Annotated in this window: 15 protein-coding genes; 11 read left to right on the top strand and 4 right to left on the bottom strand. The window is 71.0% G+C overall.

The window, feature by feature from the left end; genetic code table 11:
• Nucleotides 1–249: 249 nt before the first annotated feature.
• Nucleotides 250–1,539: an aspartate aminotransferase family protein gene (locus BLW76_RS08170; RefSeq protein ID WP_091305220.1), complete on the bottom strand. Its 1,290-nt coding sequence runs from the start codon at nt 1,537–1,539 to the stop codon at nt 250–252.
• A gap of 118 nt (nt 1,540–1,657) precedes the next feature.
• On the opposite strand from BLW76_RS08170, the gene serS reads away from it, so the two are divergent.
• A complete protein-coding gene (serS, locus tag BLW76_RS08175) occupies nt 1,658–2,917 on the top strand; it encodes a serine--tRNA ligase (RefSeq protein ID WP_091305221.1) in 1,260 nt (419 codons plus the stop codon).
• 66 nt (nt 2,918–2,983) lie between these two features.
• Nucleotides 2,984–3,985, top strand: a complete 1,002-nt coding sequence (locus BLW76_RS08180; RefSeq protein WP_091305222.1) for a DUF3558 family protein — start codon at nt 2,984–2,986, stop codon at nt 3,983–3,985.
• Here the strand turns inward: BLW76_RS08180 and lhgO are convergent.
• Complete coding sequence (gene lhgO / locus BLW76_RS08185; RefSeq protein ID WP_091305223.1) at nt 3,982–5,169, bottom strand: L-2-hydroxyglutarate oxidase; 1,188 nt, start codon at nt 5,167–5,169, stop codon at nt 3,982–3,984. The genes BLW76_RS08180 and lhgO overlap by 4 nt on opposite strands.
• Before the next feature lie 79 nt (nt 5,170–5,248).
• Between lhgO and BLW76_RS08190 the strand changes: the two genes are divergently transcribed.
• Nucleotides 5,249–5,857 carry a TetR/AcrR family transcriptional regulator gene (locus BLW76_RS08190; RefSeq protein ID WP_091305224.1) on the top strand — a complete coding sequence of 203 codons (609 nt, stop codon included), beginning with the start codon at nt 5,249–5,251 and terminating at the stop codon, nt 5,855–5,857.
• Nucleotides 5,854–6,330 carry a nuclear transport factor 2 family protein gene (locus tag BLW76_RS08195; RefSeq protein WP_091305225.1) on the top strand — a complete coding sequence of 159 codons (477 nt, stop codon included), beginning with the start codon at nt 5,854–5,856 and terminating at the stop codon, nt 6,328–6,330. Before BLW76_RS08190 ends, BLW76_RS08195 begins: the two co-directional genes overlap by 4 nt.
• Here the strand turns inward: BLW76_RS08195 and BLW76_RS08200 are convergent.
• On the bottom strand, nt 6,320–9,412 hold the full coding sequence (locus tag BLW76_RS08200; RefSeq protein WP_091305226.1) for an AfsR/SARP family transcriptional regulator: 3,093 nt from the start codon (nt 9,410–9,412) through the stop codon (nt 6,320–6,322). The two genes, BLW76_RS08195 and BLW76_RS08200, sit on opposite strands and share 11 nt — an antisense overlap.
• A gap of 127 nt (nt 9,413–9,539) precedes the next feature.
• Between BLW76_RS08200 and BLW76_RS08205 the strand changes: the two genes are divergently transcribed.
• The 5 genes from BLW76_RS08205 to BLW76_RS08225 are packed head-to-tail and all read left to right on the top strand — an operon-like array spanning nt 9,540 to nt 14,107.
• Nucleotides 9,540–10,673, top strand: coding sequence for a DegT/DnrJ/EryC1/StrS family aminotransferase (locus BLW76_RS08205; RefSeq protein ID WP_091305227.1), 1,134 nt, complete (start codon nt 9,540–9,542; stop codon nt 10,671–10,673).
• Nucleotides 10,674–10,696: 23 nt separating this feature from the next.
• Entirely contained in the window at nt 10,697–11,626 is a 930-nt protein-coding gene (locus BLW76_RS08210; RefSeq protein ID WP_091305228.1) for an NAD-dependent epimerase/dehydratase family protein, read from the top strand.
• Between the two features lie 32 nt (nt 11,627–11,658).
• Nucleotides 11,659–12,855, top strand: a complete 1,197-nt coding sequence (locus tag BLW76_RS08215; protein ID WP_091305229.1) for a glycosyltransferase family 4 protein — start codon at nt 11,659–11,661, stop codon at nt 12,853–12,855.
• On the top strand, nt 12,842–13,471 hold the full coding sequence (locus BLW76_RS08220; RefSeq protein WP_091305230.1) for an acyltransferase: 630 nt from the start codon (nt 12,842–12,844) through the stop codon (nt 13,469–13,471). Before BLW76_RS08215 ends, BLW76_RS08220 begins: the two co-directional genes overlap by 14 nt.
• Nucleotides 13,472–13,531: 60 nt before the next feature.
• Nucleotides 13,532–14,107 carry a Uma2 family endonuclease gene (locus tag BLW76_RS08225; RefSeq protein ID WP_167384509.1) on the top strand — a complete coding sequence of 192 codons (576 nt, stop codon included), beginning with the start codon at nt 13,532–13,534 and terminating at the stop codon, nt 14,105–14,107.
• A gap of 147 nt (nt 14,108–14,254) precedes the next feature.
• Here the strand turns inward: BLW76_RS08225 and BLW76_RS08230 are convergent, their stop codons facing one another.
• Nucleotides 14,255–14,803: a hypothetical protein gene (locus BLW76_RS08230; protein ID WP_091305231.1), complete on the bottom strand. Its 549-nt coding sequence runs from the start codon at nt 14,801–14,803 to the stop codon at nt 14,255–14,257.
• Nucleotides 14,804–14,944: 141 nt separating this feature from the next.
• On the opposite strand from BLW76_RS08230, the gene BLW76_RS08235 reads away from it, so the two are divergent.
• Nucleotides 14,945–15,454, top strand: a complete 510-nt coding sequence (locus tag BLW76_RS08235; RefSeq protein ID WP_091305232.1) for a SigE family RNA polymerase sigma factor — start codon at nt 14,945–14,947, stop codon at nt 15,452–15,454.
• Nucleotides 15,451–16,161, top strand: coding sequence for a hypothetical protein (locus BLW76_RS08240; RefSeq protein ID WP_091305233.1), 711 nt, complete (start codon nt 15,451–15,453; stop codon nt 16,159–16,161). The genes BLW76_RS08235 and BLW76_RS08240 overlap by 4 nt, the downstream gene beginning before the upstream one ends.
• The last annotated feature ends 24 nt before the right edge of the window (nt 16,162–16,185 follow it).

Raw genomic sequence — 16,185 nt, forward strand, 5'->3', positions numbered from 1 at the left:
GCGGCAGAAAGAAAAAGCTGTCCTCGCCGGACGGGCAGGCTCCGGGATGACCACCCTTCCCGCTGCCACCTCACGTTCGAGAGGTGGGCCGCTGGGTGGGCATCCCGTCGCCTGAACGAGGCCTATCACTTTGAGCCGGGCCCGCAAGCTTGCGCTGTCAACCCCCTCTGCGCTGTGTGTTGCGGGCCCGGCTCAAAGTGATTTCACGGCCTCAGGCGACGGGATGACCACCCTGCTCCTTCTTTGTTGTCACGGTGCCGCGTGGGTTGCTTCCAGTGCGTCCGTCAGGATTTGCAAGCCCTCCTGGGCCTCTTCTGCCGTCAGGGTCATTGGGGGGCCCAGCCTCAGCACGTTTCCGTGGAGGCCGCCCTTGCCGATCAGCAAGCCTCGCTTCTTCGTCTCCTCCAGCATGCGGGCCGCCGCCGGGACGTTCGGCTCCGTTGTTCCCGGCTTGATCAGCTCCACCCCGATCATCAGGCCCTTGCCGCGGACCTCCGCCACCAGCGGGCTGTCAAAAGCACGCAAGCCGGACAGCAGCTGTGCTCCGCGGGCTGCGCAGTTGGCCTGGAGGTCGTGGTCCTTGATGTAGTCCAGGACCGCCGTTGCCCCGGCCATCGACACCGGGTTGCCGCCGAACGTCGAGAACGATTGGGCCTGGAAACAGTCCAACACATCTCCGCGGGCCACCACGCCGCCGACCGCGAGGCCGTTCCCGAGGCCCTTGGCGAACGTCATCATGTCCGGTGTCACGCCGTGGGCCTCGATGCCCCAGAAGTGCTCGCCCGTCCTTCCCCAGCCCGTCTGGACCTCGTCCGAGATGAACAGGACCCCATAAGAATCGAGCACCTCCTTCATCGCCCGGAACAGGCCGTCCGGGGGGAGGCTGAATCCGCCGACACCCTGGATCGGCTCCGCGATGAGGCAGGCCACGTCGCCCGCCGTTGCCGTGTTCAGGACGTCCACCAGGTCCGCCACGCACGCGTCGATGTAGTCCGCGTCCGACATGTCCCTGAACGGGCTTCGATAGCGGTAGCCGCCGTGGACGTAGTTGACCTTCACCGGGCTCAGGGCCGAGGCCGACCAGCCGCGGTTGCCCGTGATCGCCACCGTTCCGAATGACCGGCCGTGGTAGCTGTTGCGCATCGCCAGTACCTGGTTGCTGCGGCGGTACTGCGTTGCCAGCATCAGCGCCGTGTCGTTGGCCTCGCTGCCCGAGTTCGTGAAGAACACCTTCGCGTCCGGGATGCCGGACAACGCAGCTATGCGCTCCGCCAGCTCGACCTGGGACCTGATCAGGTACAGCGTCGACGTGTGGAGGATGCCCGTGTCGAGCTGCTTGCGGACCGCGTCGCCGATCTCGGCGACGTCGTAGCCCATCGAGTTGGTCAGCACGCCCGCGAAGAAGTCCAGGTACGTGCGGCCCTGGGAATCCGTCATCCGGCGGTCGTGCGCGTGCACGATCTCGATGGGCTCCTCGTACAACAGCGACATCCAGGACGGCATGACTGCGCGGTGCCGGGCGAGCAGCTCATCGGTCATCGAACGCCTCCTCGGGGTCTCAAGCGAGTATGAGGAGGCCGTGAACAGCGCTTCAACGATCAGACTGTCGGGATAACCCAGTAGGGACGCACAGTCTGTACGGACTACCCTCTGACCCGTGATTGACCCCAGGACTCTGCGCGATGACCCGGAAGCCGTGCGCGCGTCGCAGCGCGCCCGTGGTGAAGACGAGGGAGTGGTCGACAAGCTGCTCTCCCTCGACACCCGGCGCCGGTCTTCGATCGCGGCCGCCGACAAGCTGCGCAACGAGCAGAAGCTCCTGGGCAAGCAGATCCCGAAGGCGCCGCCCGAGGAAAAACAGCAGCTGCTGGCCACAGCCAAGGAGCTCGCCGCGCAGGTCAAGGCCGCCGAGGCTGAGCAGAACACCGCGTCGGAAGAGTTCGACACGCTCTTCCGCACCCTGCCGAACCTCGTCCACCCGAGCGCGCCCGTCGGCGGCGAGGACGACTACACGGTCGTCAAGCACGTCGGCGAGCCCACCAAGCTCGGCTTCGCCCCGAAGGACCACCTCGAGCTGCTCGAAGGCCTCGGCGGCGTCGACATGGAACGTGGCGCGAAGGTCTCCGGCTCGCGGTTCTACTTCCTCACCGGCGTCGGTGCGCAGCTGCAGCTCGGCCTGCTCAACATGGCCATCGCGCAGGCCCTCGAGAACGGCTTCACGCCGATGATCACGCCGTCGCTGGTCCGCCCCGAGATCATGGCCGGCACCGGCTTCCTCGGGCAGCACTCGAGCGAGATCTACCACCTCGAAGACGACGACCTCTACCTCGTCGGCACGTCGGAGGTGCCGCTCGCCGGCTTCCACTCCGACGAGATCCTCGACCTCACCGAGGCCAAGCGGTACGCGGGCTGGTCGTCCTGCTACCGCCGCGAGGCCGGCTCCTACGGCAAGGACACCCGCGGCATCATCCGCGTCCACCAGTTCGACAAGGTGGAGATGTTCGTCTACGCCAAGCCGGAGGACGCCGAGGCCGAACACGAGCGGCTGCTCGGCTGGGAAGAGCAGATGCTCGCCAAGATCGAGGTGCCCTACCGGGTGATCGACACCGCGACCGGCGACCTCGGCACGTCCGCGCACCGCAAGTTCGACTGCGAGGCGTGGATCCCCACCCAGGAGACCTACCGCGAGCTGACCTCGACGTCCAACTGCACGACGTTCCAGGCCCGCCGCCTGGCGATCCGCTACCGCGACGACAACGGCAAGCCGCAGGTCGCCGCCACGCTCAACGGCACGCTGGCCACTACCCGGTGGATCGTCGCGATCGTCGAGAACCACCAGCAGGAAGACGGCTCGGTGCGCGTGCCGGAGGCGCTGCGCCCGTTCGTCGGCGGCAAGGAAGTCCTCGAGCCCCGCTGAATCGGGCGGATCCGCGGTGCTGCTCCGTTCGTCCCAGTAGTGTCCGGGCCGAACGGGAGGACTCGTATGCGCAACAAGTGGCAGGTCGCGGCCGCGCTCGCGGCCGTGACCGTGGTGACCGGCTGCACGGTGACCGTCGGCGGTTCGGCGTCGCCGGTACCCGGGCAGGGGCCGGTCGTCACCGCCGTCGACGCCTGCACGCTGCTCGACCAGGCGCAGGTCGACGCCCTCGGCTACCGGTCGCCGGGTCGCTCGGTCAAGGAGAACAAGGACCGGCTCCAGCCGCCGATGTGCCTGTGGAACTCCAAGGACGACGTCGAGCCGTCGGCGGTCCTCAACGTCGGCGTCGCCTCGGACATGGACTTCAACGAGTACATCTCCGGTGCCGTCAAGAAGTCCGAGCCGCAGCCGATCGGCGGGCTCAACTGGACGCAGTACGCCTCGATCCTGCCCGACGACTGCCCGTTCTACGCCCTGCTCGGCGCCAAGTCCTTCGCCTTCGTCAGCGTCTCGACCAACAAGCTCGACAAGTCCTGTGAGCTGGCGAAGCAGGTGATCCCGCAGGTCGCCGCGCACCTGCCGGGCGGGCAGGACGCCCCGCCGGTCACGGCGTCGACGTCGGCGAAGCCCGAGCCGGGCGGCCCGCTGCTGGCGGCCGACCCGTGCGCGACGCTGAAGCCGGACCAGGTGGCCCAGCTGAAGAACATCTCGCCGGACGGGAAGAAGGACAACTCGTCCACCGTCCCGAACGCGTCCTACTGCCTCTGGGACGACACCGACGGCGACGGCGGCCAGAAGGCGTTCGAGGTCTGGTTCGGGCCCAGCACGCCGGCCGGGGAGTGGCCGGGGGTGAAGGACGTCGCCCCGACCGAAACCCTCGACGTCGGCGGCCGGAAGTGGGGCCTGTTCCCGAACATGAGCGGCCTGCGGGTGACCTGCGGCGCCACGCTGGCGATCACCGAAACGTCGTCCGTGCGGGTGGTCAGCGGCTTCATCGGCGACGACACGAAGACCTGCGACCTCGTGAAGCAGGGCCTGCCGCTGGTGACCGCGAACCTGCCGGGCTAGCCCTCGGACACCTGGTCCGCGATGTGGCGGGCGATCTCCAGCGCGCTCGTCGCGGCCGGCGACGGCGCGTTCAGGACGTGCACCTGGTTGCGGGTGGTCTCGATGAGGAAGTCGTCGACGAGCGAGCCGTCGCGGCGCATCGCCTGGGCGCGCACGCCGGAGCCGTGGCGGACGATGTCGGCCTCGGTGACGGCCGGGACGAGCCGGGCGAGGCTCGCGGCGAACCGCTTCTTCGAGAACGAGCGGCGGACCTCGTCGAGCCCGGTCGGGAACGCGTACTTCTTCGCGAGCCGCCAGGCGCCGGGGAAGGCCGCGACCTCGGCGACGTCCTTCGGGGAGAAGTCGCGCCAGCGGTAGCCCTCGCGGCGCAGCGCGAGCACGGCGTTCGGGCCGGCGTGGACGCTGCCGTCGAGCATGCGCGTGAGGTGCACGCCGAGGAACGGCAGCGTCGGGTCCGGCACCGGGTAGATCAGGCCCTTGACCAGGTGCCGCCGGTCCGGCTTGAGCTCGTAGTACTCGCCGCGGAACGGCACGATCTTCGCCGACGGCGTCAGCCCGGCCAGGCGCGCGACGCGGTCGGAGTGCAGGCCGGCGCAGTTCACGAGGGCGTCGGCCTGGACGACGTCGTCGCCGGTCGCGACCTCGACGCCGCCGGTGCTCCCGGTCCGGATGGCCAGCGCGGGCGAGTTCAGCCGCAGGTCGACGCCGGCTTCGTCGAGCAGCCGGACGAGCGCGTGGCAGACGGCGGGGAAGTCGATGATCCCGGTGGATTCGACGCGCAGGGCGGCGACGCAGGCGACTTCGGGCTCGTACTCGCGGGCTTCGGCGGGCGAGATCTGCTTGGCCGGGACGCCGTTGGCCTCGGCGCGCTCGGCGAGCGTGGTGAGCGCGGGAACTTCACTCTCCCGGGTGGCGACGACGAGCTTCCCGCACACCTCGACGGGCACGCCGTACTGCCGCGCGAAGTCCACGATGGACCGATTGCCGGCGACGGACATCCGCGCCTTGAAGGAACCGGGCTTGTAGTAGAGCCCGGCGTGCACGACGTTCGAGTTGTGCCCGGTCTGGTGTGCCGCCCAGCGGGATTCCTTTTCCAGCACGGTGACGTCCAGCCCGCGCCTGGTCAGCTCCCAGGCCACGGCCAGACCGACGATCCCGCCCCCGACGACTACGACGTTGCGCACGGTCGATCAGGCTACGCGAGTCTTCGCAGGTGATGTTCCCTGGCGTTACCTAACGATTGTCAGGTACAGTACCTAACCGATGTCAGGTAAGCGGTTGACGCGGGAAGCGCGACGCGAGCGGATCCTCGCCGCGGCGGGGCAAGTGTTCGCTTCGGCGGGCTATGACGCGGCCGGGATGCGGGAGGTCGCGGCGGCCGCCGGGATCAGCACACCGGTGCTGTACGACCACTTCCCGGCGAAGGCGCAGCTGTACGCGGCGCTGCTGGAGTCCGAAGTGGACGGACTGCTGGCCGGCTGGGCGGCGCTGCCGGGGTCGGACGACCCGGAGGTGCTGCTGCGCAGCCGCGTCTCGGCCATCTTCGGCTGGATCGAGGCCAACGAGCGCGGCTGGCGGATGATCTTCGCCGAAGCCCCGTCGGACCCGGCGGTGGCGGCGGTGCACCGCAGCGGCCAGGCCCGCGCGACGGCGAACCTGACGTCGCTGTTCCACGGGGTGCCGCTCGATCTGACGTCCGGCATCCCGCGCCCGCTGGCCGACGAGGTGCTGGCGGAGGCGTGCAAGAGCGCGCTCAACTCGATCGCGACGTGGTGGTGGGACCACCGCGAAATCCCCCGCGACGAGGTGGTGGCGCTGACGGTCGACCTGCTGTGGCGCGGGCTCGCCACGCTGATCAAGGGGGCACGATGAGCACGGAAACCTACCGCCGGGCCATGGAAACCCGCGACGTCGAGCTGGCGCTGACGGCGTTCGCGCCGGACGCGGTGCTGCATTCGCCGCTGACGTCCCGGGTGCGCTTCACCGGCCACGCCGAGCTGCGGCCGCTGATCGAGGTGGCGTACCGGCACCTGAAGGACATCAGCTTCCACACGGACACCGGCGACGCGCGGACCCGCGTGGTGGTCTACACCGCGCGGATCGGCGGCGAGCCGATCGAGGAAGCGGCGCTGCTGCGGCTGAACGACGACGGCCTGGTCGAGGAGGCGACGCTGTTCGTGCGGACGCTGCCGGGGCTGGTGGCGCTGATGGACCGGTTCGGCCCGGACATCGCCCGCGCGAACGGCAGGCCGGTGGTGGCGCGCGTGTTGCGCGTGCTGGTGAAGCCGTTGCTGGCGATGGTGCGGTCGGGCGACCGGCGGGCGGTGCCGCTGGTCAGCCGGTGAGGTGCTCCAGTGCCTTCTGGGCCGTCATCCCCAGCCCGGCCCGGTAGGCCCGCTCGAACCCGGCCACGCCCAGCGACTCCACGAGCCGCCTCCGGACGGCGGACACGTCCGGGTCGCCGCTGATCGCCGTTCCCCGCACGGCGGCCGCGGCACCCAGCAGGACCGCCGCCTGCGGGGGCTGGGCCGCTTCCGCCAAGCCCTCCAGTGCGAACGCGACCACGTCGCTCGCGTTCCACTGCTTCCCGATCAGCAACGCCGAGCGGTGCAACGAGACGGCCGAGGACCGGTCGCCCTCCGCCAACGCCAGCCGGCCCAGCGAAATCGACGCCGTCGCGCGGACCGACTCCGCCGCGAACGAGCCGCCCGCGCACTCCGTCAGCGCCCGCTCGCCCAGTTCCCGGGCCGCCACCAGATCTCCCGACAGCCGGGCCAGGTTGGCCAATCCGACGTACGCCGCCGCGCGGGATTCCGGCATGCCCGAGCGGCTCGCCGTGGCCGCCGCCAGCTCGTAGTCCGCGTGGGCCCGGGCGTGGTCGCCCGCCAGCAGGTGCGTCCACGCGCGGCGGCAGATCAGGTCCGCGACGTCGTCCGTCGCGCCGATCTCGTGCATCAGCCCCAGCGCTTCGTCCATCAGCGGCACCGCGGCCGCGTACTCGCCGCGCCAGGTCAGCAGCTGGGACAGGTGGTCCAGGGCCATCGACAGGCCCCACCGCTCGCCCAGCGCGCGGAACTGCGCCGCACCCTCGCGCAGCCCGTCCTCGGCACCCGCCAGGTCGCCCGACATCATCGACCGCAGGCCCAGCCCCATCGGCAGCAGCGCCCAGCCCCACGCGTCGCCGGCCGCCAGCAGGCTCTTGCCGCGGCCGAGCAGCTCGGCGTCGTCGCCCGGCGGGCCGGCCACCACCCCCAGCAGCATCACCAGCATCGGGTTGCGGGGCGTCCAGTCCTCGTCCGTCGCGTACCGGCGGACCAGCGGCAGGTACTGCTCCAGCGACTCGTGCGGCTGCCCGGCCAGCGCGCCGAGCACGCACACCAGGAACTCCTCGACGTACTCCTCGCGCAGCTCGGGCGGGCACCGCGCCACCACCGCCAGCGACAGCCCGGCGCCCTCGAACCGCCGTCCGCGCATCCACCAGTACATCGCCAGCAGCGGCACCAGCCGCAGCGCCAGCGTGACGTCGTGCTCGGTCGACCAGCGCAGTGCCGCCAGGAGGTTGTCGTAGTCGGCGTCGATCCGCGCCAGCCACTCCAGCTGCTCCGCCGTCCGCAGTTTCGGGTCTGCTTCTTCCGCGAACCGCAGGAAGTACTCGGCGTGGGCGCGGTGGAACTTCTCCGCCTCGCCCGCTTCGGCCAGCTTCTCGCCGCCGAACGCGCGGATCGTCTCCAGCATCCGGAACCGCCCGCCGACGGCCTCGACCAGGGACTTGTCGGCCAGGTCCGGCAGCAGGTCGGCGTCCGCGCCACACACCTCGGCGGCGGCCGCGGCCGTGGCGCCGCCGGAGAACACGGTCAGGCGGCGCGCCAGCGCACGTTCCTCGTCGGTCAGCAGGGCCCAGCTCCACTCGACGACCCCGCGCAGCGAGCGGTGCCGGGCCTCGGCCGTCCGGCTGCCGCGGGCCAGCAGCCGGAACCGGTCGTCGAGCCGGGCCGCGATCCCACCGAGCCGCAGGGTCCGGACGCGGGCCGCCGCCAGCTCGAGGGCCAGCGGGAGGCCGTCGAGGGCCGCGCAGACGTGCTGGACGTCGCCGATCGTCGACTCGTCGAGCGCGAACGCGGGATCGCTCGCGGCCGCGCGCTCGGCGAACAACCGGACGGCCGCGAACTCCCGGGCCCGGATCACCGGCGTCCCGGGCGGCGGGACGGCCAGCCGCGGCACCGGCGCGAGCTGCTCGCCGGTGATGCCGAGCGGCTCCCGGCTGGTGGCCAGCACCCGCAGTCCCGGGCACGCGGCGAGCAGGCGCGCGGCCAGCCGGGCCGTCACGTCGACGACGTGCTCGCAGTTGTCGAGCACCAGCAGCACCGGGCGCTCGCGCAAGGCCGAGACCAGCCGCTCGACCGGGTCCTGCGGGCCGCCGCGCGAACTCTCGCGCAGGCCGAGCGCGGCCAGCACCGCGCCCGCGACGTCGGCGCTGCCGTGCGGGGCGAGCTCGACGAACGCGACCGGACCGGCCTGGGCCGCCGCGGCCGCGGCAGCTTCGATGGCCAGCCGGGTCTTGCCGGTGCCGCCCGGGCCGGTCAGCGTCACGAGCCGGGCACGCGCCAGCAGCTCCGCGACCTGCCGCAGCTCGCCGTCCCGGCCGACGAAGCTGGTCAGCTGCGCGGGCAACGCCGGGAGAACCGGCTTCTCGGTTTCACCGCGAAGCACCGCGAGGTGCGCCTCGGCGAGTTCGGGGCCGGGGTCGGCACCCAGCTCCTCGGCCAGCGTGCGGCGGGCGTCCTCGAACGCGGCCAGCGCGTCGGCCGGCCGTCCGGCCGCGGCCAGCGCCCGGACCAGCTGCGCGCGCGGCCGTTCCCGCAGCGGCTGCGCGGCGACGGTGCCGCGCAGGCCGGCGAGGACGTCCTCGGCCTGCCCGAGCGCCAGCCGGGCCTCGACGTGCTCGGCCACGGCGTCCGCGCGCAGCTCGGCGAGCCGCGTCGCCTGCGCGGCGGCGAACGGCGCGTCCGCCAGGTCGGTGAACGCGGGTCCGCGCCACAACGCCAGCGCCTCGCCCAGCGTCTCCGCGGCTCGCGCGTGTTCACCGTTCTTCAGCAGCGTGCGGCCTTCCCGGGTGAGCCGTTCGAAGGCGTGGACGTCCACTTCGTCCGGGGCGACGGCCAGCCGGTACCCGGCCGCGGTGAACTCGACCGGGGCGAGGTCACGCAGCGCCGTCCGCAGCCGCGACACCTGCGACTGGAGGGCGTTCGCGGCGCCGTCCGGCGGGTGCTCGCCGTACATGCCGTCGATCAGCCGCTCCGCGGGCACGAACCGCCCGGCCTCGAGCGCGAGCAGGGCCAGCAGCGTCCGCGACCGCGGGCCGCCCACCGCCACCTGCGTGCCGTCGGGGTGCCACGCGGCGACGGCCCCCAGCACCCCGAATCGCATGGTGCCCAGCCTAAGACGTCTCCGACCTGCGGCGGGCGTCACTCGAAAGGTCAGTTCGGCGTGGTCCTGTGAATCACCTGAGTGTGCGTCTATACACTTCGCCGGGTCCCCACGCAATGGGAGAGGTATGTCGTCCGACAGCATTGCCCTCGGTCAGCCGACCGTCGGCGAAGAGGAGCTCGCGGCCGTCGCCGAAGTCTTCCGGTCCGGCTGGCTGGCCGGCGCCGGACCGGCGTGCCGCCGCTTCGAGGAGCGGTTCGCCCAGGTCACCGGCACCGCGCACGCTTTGACGACCGCGAACTGCGGCTCGGCGCTCTTCCTCGGCCTCAAGGTACTCGGCGTCCAGCCGGGCGACGAGGTGATCGTCGGCGACTACACGTTCCCGGCGACCGGCCACGCCGTCGTGCAGGCCGGGGCGAAGCCGGTGTTCGCCGACATCCGCCCGGACGTCTTCAGCGCGGACCCGGCGCACGTCGAAGCCCTGGTCACGCCGAAGACGGTCGGCATCCTCGCCGTCGACGTCGCCGGCCAGCCCGGTGACTTCGACGAGTACCGCGCGATCGCCGACAAGCACGGCCTTTGGCTCTTCGAGGACGCCGCCTGCGCCGCGGGGGCGACGTACCGGACGCGCCCGGCCGGCAGCCTCGCCGACCTCGCCGCGTTCTCCTTCCACGGCCGCAAGGGCATCACCGCGGGCGAGGGCGGCGCGCTGGTCTCCGACCGCGAAGACCTCATCGCCCGCGCCCGCAAGCTGCACACCTACGGCATCGAGCCGGCCATCAGCCGGGAAGGCTCGGACACGCTGCCCATCCCGGAGTTCCACGAGCTCGGCTACAACTTCCGGCTGTCGGACGTCCAGGCCGCGATCATGAACGTCCAGCTCGACCGGCTCCCGGACCTCCTCGCCGCCCGCAGGTCGGTCGCGAAGCGCTATCACGAGGCTTTCGCCGACGTAGACGCCCTGACCGTGCCGGTGGAGCTGCCCGACCGCGAGCACCCGTGGCAGGCGTACCTGCTCACGGTCGCGCCCGAGGTCAGCCGCGACACGCTCGCCCTGCGCATCCGCTCGCAGGGCGTCCAGTGCAACTTCGGCACGTACGCGTCGCACCTGCAGCCGATCTACGGGCCTCAGGCCCCGCTGCCCGTCTCGGCCGACGCGTTCGCGCGTCAGCTCGCCATCCCGATGCACGCCAACCTCACCGACGCCGAAGTCACGCGCGTCGGCGAGGTCGTGCGCGAAGCCGTGCAGTCCCTGTCCTGAAGCCGCCGACCGAGGAGAAATTGGTGTCCGACAAGAAGGTGCTCTTCACCGGGGGCGGTGGCTTCATCGCCGCGCACGTCATCCCGCTCCTCATCGAGGGCGGCTACACGGTCCGGATCTTCGACAACATGACCCGCGGCGACCGCGCCCGCGTCAACGAGTTCGTCGCCACCGGCAAGGTCGAGCTGGTCGAGAAGGACGTCCGGTACGGCGGTGCGGTGCGCGAGGCCATGCGCGGCTGCACGCACGTCATCCACTTCGCGACGGTGTCGATCAACAAGTCGATCGCCGACCCGCACGAGTCGATCGACATCAACATGATCGGCAACCACAACGTCTTCGCGGCGGCCGCGGACGAGGGCGTCGAGCGGCTGGTGTTCGCCTCGACGGCGTCGGTGTACGGCGACCCGAAGCGGCTGCCGATGCACGAGGACGACGAGCTGCGCCCGCTCACGCCGTACTGCATCTCCAAGCGCGCCGGCGAGGACCTGCTCGGCTTCTACGAGCGGCAGAAGGGCCTCTCGTGGAACGCCCTGCGGTTCTTCAACGTGTACGGCCCGGGCCAGAAGATCGAGGCCTACTACACCTCGGTGATCAACCACTTCATCCAGCGCCTGCGCAACGGCCAGCCGCCGATCATCGACGGCCGCGGCGACCAGTCGATGGACTTCGTGCACGTCACCGACCTCGCGCACGCCGTCGTCGCGGCGCTGGAGTCGGAGCAGGCGAACGTGCCGATCAACATCGGCACCGGCATCGACACCTCGATCGCGGCGCTGGCCAAGATCCTCATCGAGGCCGTCGGCGTCGACGTCGAGCCGCTGTTCAACGAGCGTGACGTGCTGGTCTCCAGGCGCGCCGCAGACATCTCCCGGGCCCGCGAAGTGCTCGGCTGGGAGCCGCGGATCACCGTCGAAGACGGCATGCGGGACTTGGTCAAGGAAACCGAGTGAGTACCACCGCCGGGCCCGCCCGAGGACGTGCGATGCGCATCGCGGTGGTGAACAACTTCTTCCCGCCGCGGGTGGGCGGCAGCGCGCACATGGCGGCGTCGCTGGCAGCGCAGTTCGTGGCGGCCGGCCACGACGTGCTCGCCATCACGGCCGCGTACGGCGAGGCCCCGGCGGAGGAGGAGCGCGACGGCTACCGCGTCGTGCGGCTCCCGGCGGTGAAGATGCCGCAGATCGGCCTGTCGATCGACTTCGACATGAGCTTCGCGTCGCTGCGGCCGGGCAACTGGCGGCGGCTGTGGAAGCTGCTGAACGAGTTCAAGCCGGACGCGATCCACCTGCACGGCCAGTTCTTCGACCTGTCGTGGCTGGCCGGGATCTGGGCGCGCCGCCACGGCGTCCCCACGCTGCTGACGATCCACACGCTGCTGATCAGCGACAACAAGCTGTACGGCGGCGTGTTCCGGCTGCTCGACGCCGTGCTGGTCCGGCCGATCCTGGCGTACCTGAAGCCGCGGTACGTCATCCTCGACAAGCTGGGCGTCGACTACTGCGTCGACCGCTACGGCACGAGCGACGCGAACTCGGAGTACTTCCCGATCGCGGTGGACACCGGGCACTTCGCGAAGCCGGTGACGAAGGACGTCCGCGCGGAGCACGGGATCGGCGACGCCCCGCTGATCGTGTCGCTCGGCCACGTCATCCCGCTGCGCAACCGCCTGCCGCTGATCGAAGCCCTGCCGTCCATTTTGGACAAGCACCCCGGCGTCCGGGTGGTCGTCGTCGGCCGGGTGTACCACGACGCGTTCCTGAAGCGGGCCGCCGAGCTGGGGGTGTCGGACGCGCTGGTCGTGACGGGCGCGGTGCCGAAGGAGGACGTCCCGGCGTACTTCGCGGCGGCGGACATCGTGACGCACGACCTCAACGGCGGCTGCGGCACGGCGTCCCTCGAGGCGATGCTGTCGGGCACGGCGACGATCGCGTCGGTGACCGAGGACAACTACCCGGGCATCGAGCTGCGCAACGGCGAGAACGTGCTGCTGGTCCGCCCGGACGACGCGGAAGCGGTGGCCCGCACGGTGATCGAGCTCCTCGACGACCCGTCGCGGCGGGCGTTGATCGCCCAGCGCGAGAGCGAGCTGGTGCGGTCGAACTTCGGCCTCGACGTCGTCGCGGAAGAGCACCTCAGGACCTTCGAGAAGCTGGTGTCGGAAGCCGATGTTCTTCGATGACGAGCGCAGCCACCGGCTGCGCCCGCAGATCCTGACCGAGCTGGTCTCGCAGTACATGAACGACGCCGAGCGCGCGGCCTTCTACGGGCTGCCGTCGACGTGCCGGGTCCGCGAGCGCGTGAAGATCATCAGCCCGGAGAACCTGAAGATGGGCGACCACTGCTGGATCGGCGAGGGCGCGGCCCTGGACGCCAGCGGCGGCCTGGAGATCGGCGAGCACACCAGCATCGGGCTGAACACGCTGATCTTCACGCATTCGAGCTGGCTGGCGAACATGACGCTGCAGAACCATTCGGGCAGCGACCTGATCGAGCGCAAGCCGGTGAAGATCGGCAAGGGCTGCTTCATCGGCGGCCTGGTGGTGATCATGGCCGGCGTGACGATCGGCGACTTCGCGACGGTGCAGCCGAACTCGGTGGTGGCGAAGGACGTGCCGCCGCGGACGCTGGTGGCGGGCAATCCGGCCCGGGTGTTCCAGCGGTACGACGAGGAGTACATCCAGTCCGAAGTGGACCGGGTACGCGCGGAGAACGCGCGGCGGCGGGAGATCGCGGAGTCACAAGGGCAGAACACTTCGGGCTGGGGAGCCCCATCGGGCGACTACTCAGCGGAGTAGCGATCCGGCAAGCTGGCGTGAGAAGATGACGTCCAGTAACCGATGGTGGGGAGAAGGCGGATGAGCGTCATGGAGTGGCCTCACGATCTTCTGTCCCTCGACGACTGGATCAACCTGCCGGAGACACCGGAGTACCAGGTCGAAGTGGTCGAAGGGGTTCTCCTCGTGGCGCCGCGTCCGATGCCGTTGCACCAGCGTGTTGTCGCACGGTTGGCCTTCCTGATCGACGAGCTGGCAGCGGACGGCTACTCCGCGCTTCCCGAGGTCGAGATGGTCGTTTCCGCGACGCCGCTCACGGTTCGCGTGCCCGACGTGCTCGTCGCCCCCGGTTCCGTGGTGGATGCCAATCCACCACGGATCGATGCCGGTGACGTCCGGCTGGTGATCGAGGTGCTGTCCGAGGGCACCCGGCGCACCGACCAGGTCACCAAGTTCTCCGAGTATGCCGAAGCCGGGATCGAGCACTACTGGATCGTCGACCTCGACTCCCCGGTCAGCATGATCACCTACCGGCTGATCGACGGGGAGTACGAGAATTTCGGCGAGTTCTCCGGGGTCGCCGAAGTCGAGTTCGCCGGCAGCCCGCTCACCATCGACCTGAACGCCCTCACCACCCGCCGCGCCCAGCGGCCCTGACGTGGATGACGGCGGCACCGGCGCCGAACGCCGGCGCCGCCGTCGTGAAACCGCCCGGTCCTCCCGGCGGTGAAGTCCTGCGCACGGAACCGCACGCAGGACTCTAGTACTCAGTGACCGAGCGCGAGATATCGGTTACGCAACGTTTCAGCCATGGCCGACGCCGGTGTTGCCCGCCGGCAGCTCCGCGCCCGCCGCGTCGAAGGCCTGGAGGTTCTCCGGGTCGGCCACGCCCGGGTCGAACCAGAACACCACCACGTTCGGGTCCTCGCTCCAGCGGGCCTGGTGCGCCACCCCGGTTGTGCCCCAGATGCGGCCGGTGATCTTCGCCGCCGGGCCGTAGTAGTAGCCGAACGTCGGGACGTCGTGGCCGTCGACCTCCATGCCGCTCGCCACCGCGTGGAAACCGGGCGCCTTGTCCGAGCCCGCCGTCTCGTTCGTCGCCACCAGGTTCGTCAGGCCGCCCGCCGCGTCGCGAGCGCCGGCCATGATGCCGAACGTCGTCTCCGGCAGCTGCGGGATCCGCACCGGGACGCCGTAGAACACCACGTCGCCGAAGCCCGACGGGATGACGTCGCCCAGCACGGGGGACGTGGCGACGGCGGACACCGGGGCCGCGTCGGCCGTGGCCGGGACGGCGGTCAACAGCATCGCCGCGGCCGCCGTCGCCGCCGCCGCCAGAATGCGCTTGCTCATGGGCTCTCTCCCTCGGTCGGCTCCCGGCGCGGGCCGGGAGCAAGATCATCCACCGCCCAATACGCGCGTAACCTCGAAAAGGTTGAGAAGCAACCTTCCGGGCTTTCGGCCGTCGCTGGGAACGACGAAACGAGGTGACGCATGGCGCGTGGCGACGAGGAGTTCGCGGAGTTCGTCCGCGCGTCTTCGGGCCGGCTCACCCACGCCGCGTTCCTGCTCACCGGCGACCGCCACCAGGCCGAGGACGCCGCCCAGACCGCCTTCACCCGCACCTACGCCGCCTGGTCGCGGGTCCGGCACAAGGACGCCTACGGCTACGCCCGCACGGTCCTGGTCAACCACGTCATCGACGGCTGGCGGCGGCCCATCCGCGAGTACGCCACCGAAACCCTGCCCGAGCAGCAGGACCGCGCCGACGTCGGCAAGGCCGTCACCCAGCGGGCCTGGCTCACCGCGGTGCTCAAGACGCTGACCGACCGCGAACGCGCCGTCGTCGTGCTGCGCCACTTCTTCGACCTGCCGGAAGCCGACGTGGCCCGTGAGCTCGGCGTTTCACTGGGTACCGTGAAGAGCACGAACTCGCGGGCGCTGGCCAAGCTGCGCCTCGAGGCGGACCCGGAGGACACGCTGATCGGGAGGAGCGGGCGGTGAACGACCTCGACGACTTCCGCGCCGCGCTCCGGCAGCCGCCCGAAGAGCCCTTCGCCGAACCCGACCTGGCCAAGATCATGGCGGGCGGCCGGCGCATCCGGCGTCGCCGCCGCGTGCTGACCGGCACCGCCGGGGTCGCCGCCGCGGCCGCCGTCGTGCTCGTCGTGGTGTTCGCGACCCAGCTCCGGCAGCCCGCGCCCGCGCCGGTCGCGCAGCCGCCGTCGCCGTCGCTGTCGGTCTCGGCGACGTCTCCGGCGCCGGCCGCCGAGCGGCCGATCGGCAACGTCGTCGGCACCGGGATCCGGACCCCGGCCGGCGAGATCGTCATCTACGCGCGGGCCGTCGACCTGCCGGAACTGCCGGGCACCCGCTTCGGCCTGGTGGCCGGCTACCGGTCCGGGACGTCGCTGCAGTCCGTGCTGGCGACGAACGAGACCCGCGGCTCCGACCGGTCGTTCGGCTTCCACGCCACCGACGGCGGCGACGTGATCGGCAACCAGGTCATCCCGGTCTTCGGCTACTTCGCGGGCCCGGCGGCGAGGATCACGACCACGGTGCACGGCCAGACGGTCGAGGCGAACCTGGCCAGGTGGACCGAGGATCCGAACGTGGTCATCTTCTGGTTCCACCCCGACACCGTCCCGGACTCCGCCGTCCTGACGCCCCTGATCGCCTACGACGCCAACGGCAAGCGGCTCACCAAGTAGGCGGTACCCGGCCACGCGATGCGG

The sequence above is a fragment of the Amycolatopsis tolypomycina genome (assembly GCF_900105945.1).
Taxonomy (GTDB): domain Bacteria; phylum Actinomycetota; class Actinomycetes; order Mycobacteriales; family Pseudonocardiaceae; genus Amycolatopsis; species Amycolatopsis tolypomycina.

Excerpts from the sequence above, each read along its gene's own strand:
- BLW76_RS08230 (WP_091305231.1), bottom strand. The coding sequence starts at position 14,803 with ATGAGCAAGCGCATTCTGGCGGCGGCGGCGACGGCGGCCGCGGCGATG.
- BLW76_RS08180 (WP_091305222.1), top strand. The coding sequence starts at position 2,984 with ATGCGCAACAAGTGGCAGGTCGCGGCCGCGCTCGCGGCCGTGACCGTG.
- BLW76_RS08170 (WP_091305220.1), bottom strand. The coding sequence starts at position 1,539 with ATGACCGATGAGCTGCTCGCCCGGCACCGCGCAGTCATGCCGTCCTGG.
- BLW76_RS08220 (WP_091305230.1), top strand. The coding sequence starts at position 12,842 with ATGTTCTTCGATGACGAGCGCAGCCACCGGCTGCGCCCGCAGATCCTG.
- BLW76_RS08200 (WP_091305226.1), bottom strand. The coding sequence starts at position 9,412 with ATGCGATTCGGGGTGCTGGGGGCCGTCGCCGCGTGGCACCCCGACGGC.
- BLW76_RS08215 (WP_091305229.1), top strand. The coding sequence starts at position 11,659 with ATGCGCATCGCGGTGGTGAACAACTTCTTCCCGCCGCGGGTGGGCGGC.
- BLW76_RS08190 (WP_091305224.1), top strand. The coding sequence starts at position 5,249 with ATGTCAGGTAAGCGGTTGACGCGGGAAGCGCGACGCGAGCGGATCCTC.
- BLW76_RS08195 (WP_091305225.1), top strand. The coding sequence starts at position 5,854 with ATGAGCACGGAAACCTACCGCCGGGCCATGGAAACCCGCGACGTCGAG.
- BLW76_RS08225 (WP_167384509.1), top strand. The coding sequence starts at position 13,532 with ATGAGCGTCATGGAGTGGCCTCACGATCTTCTGTCCCTCGACGACTGG.
- BLW76_RS08205 (WP_091305227.1), top strand. The coding sequence starts at position 9,540 with ATGTCGTCCGACAGCATTGCCCTCGGTCAGCCGACCGTCGGCGAAGAG.
- BLW76_RS08235 (WP_091305232.1), top strand. The coding sequence starts at position 14,945 with ATGGCGCGTGGCGACGAGGAGTTCGCGGAGTTCGTCCGCGCGTCTTCG.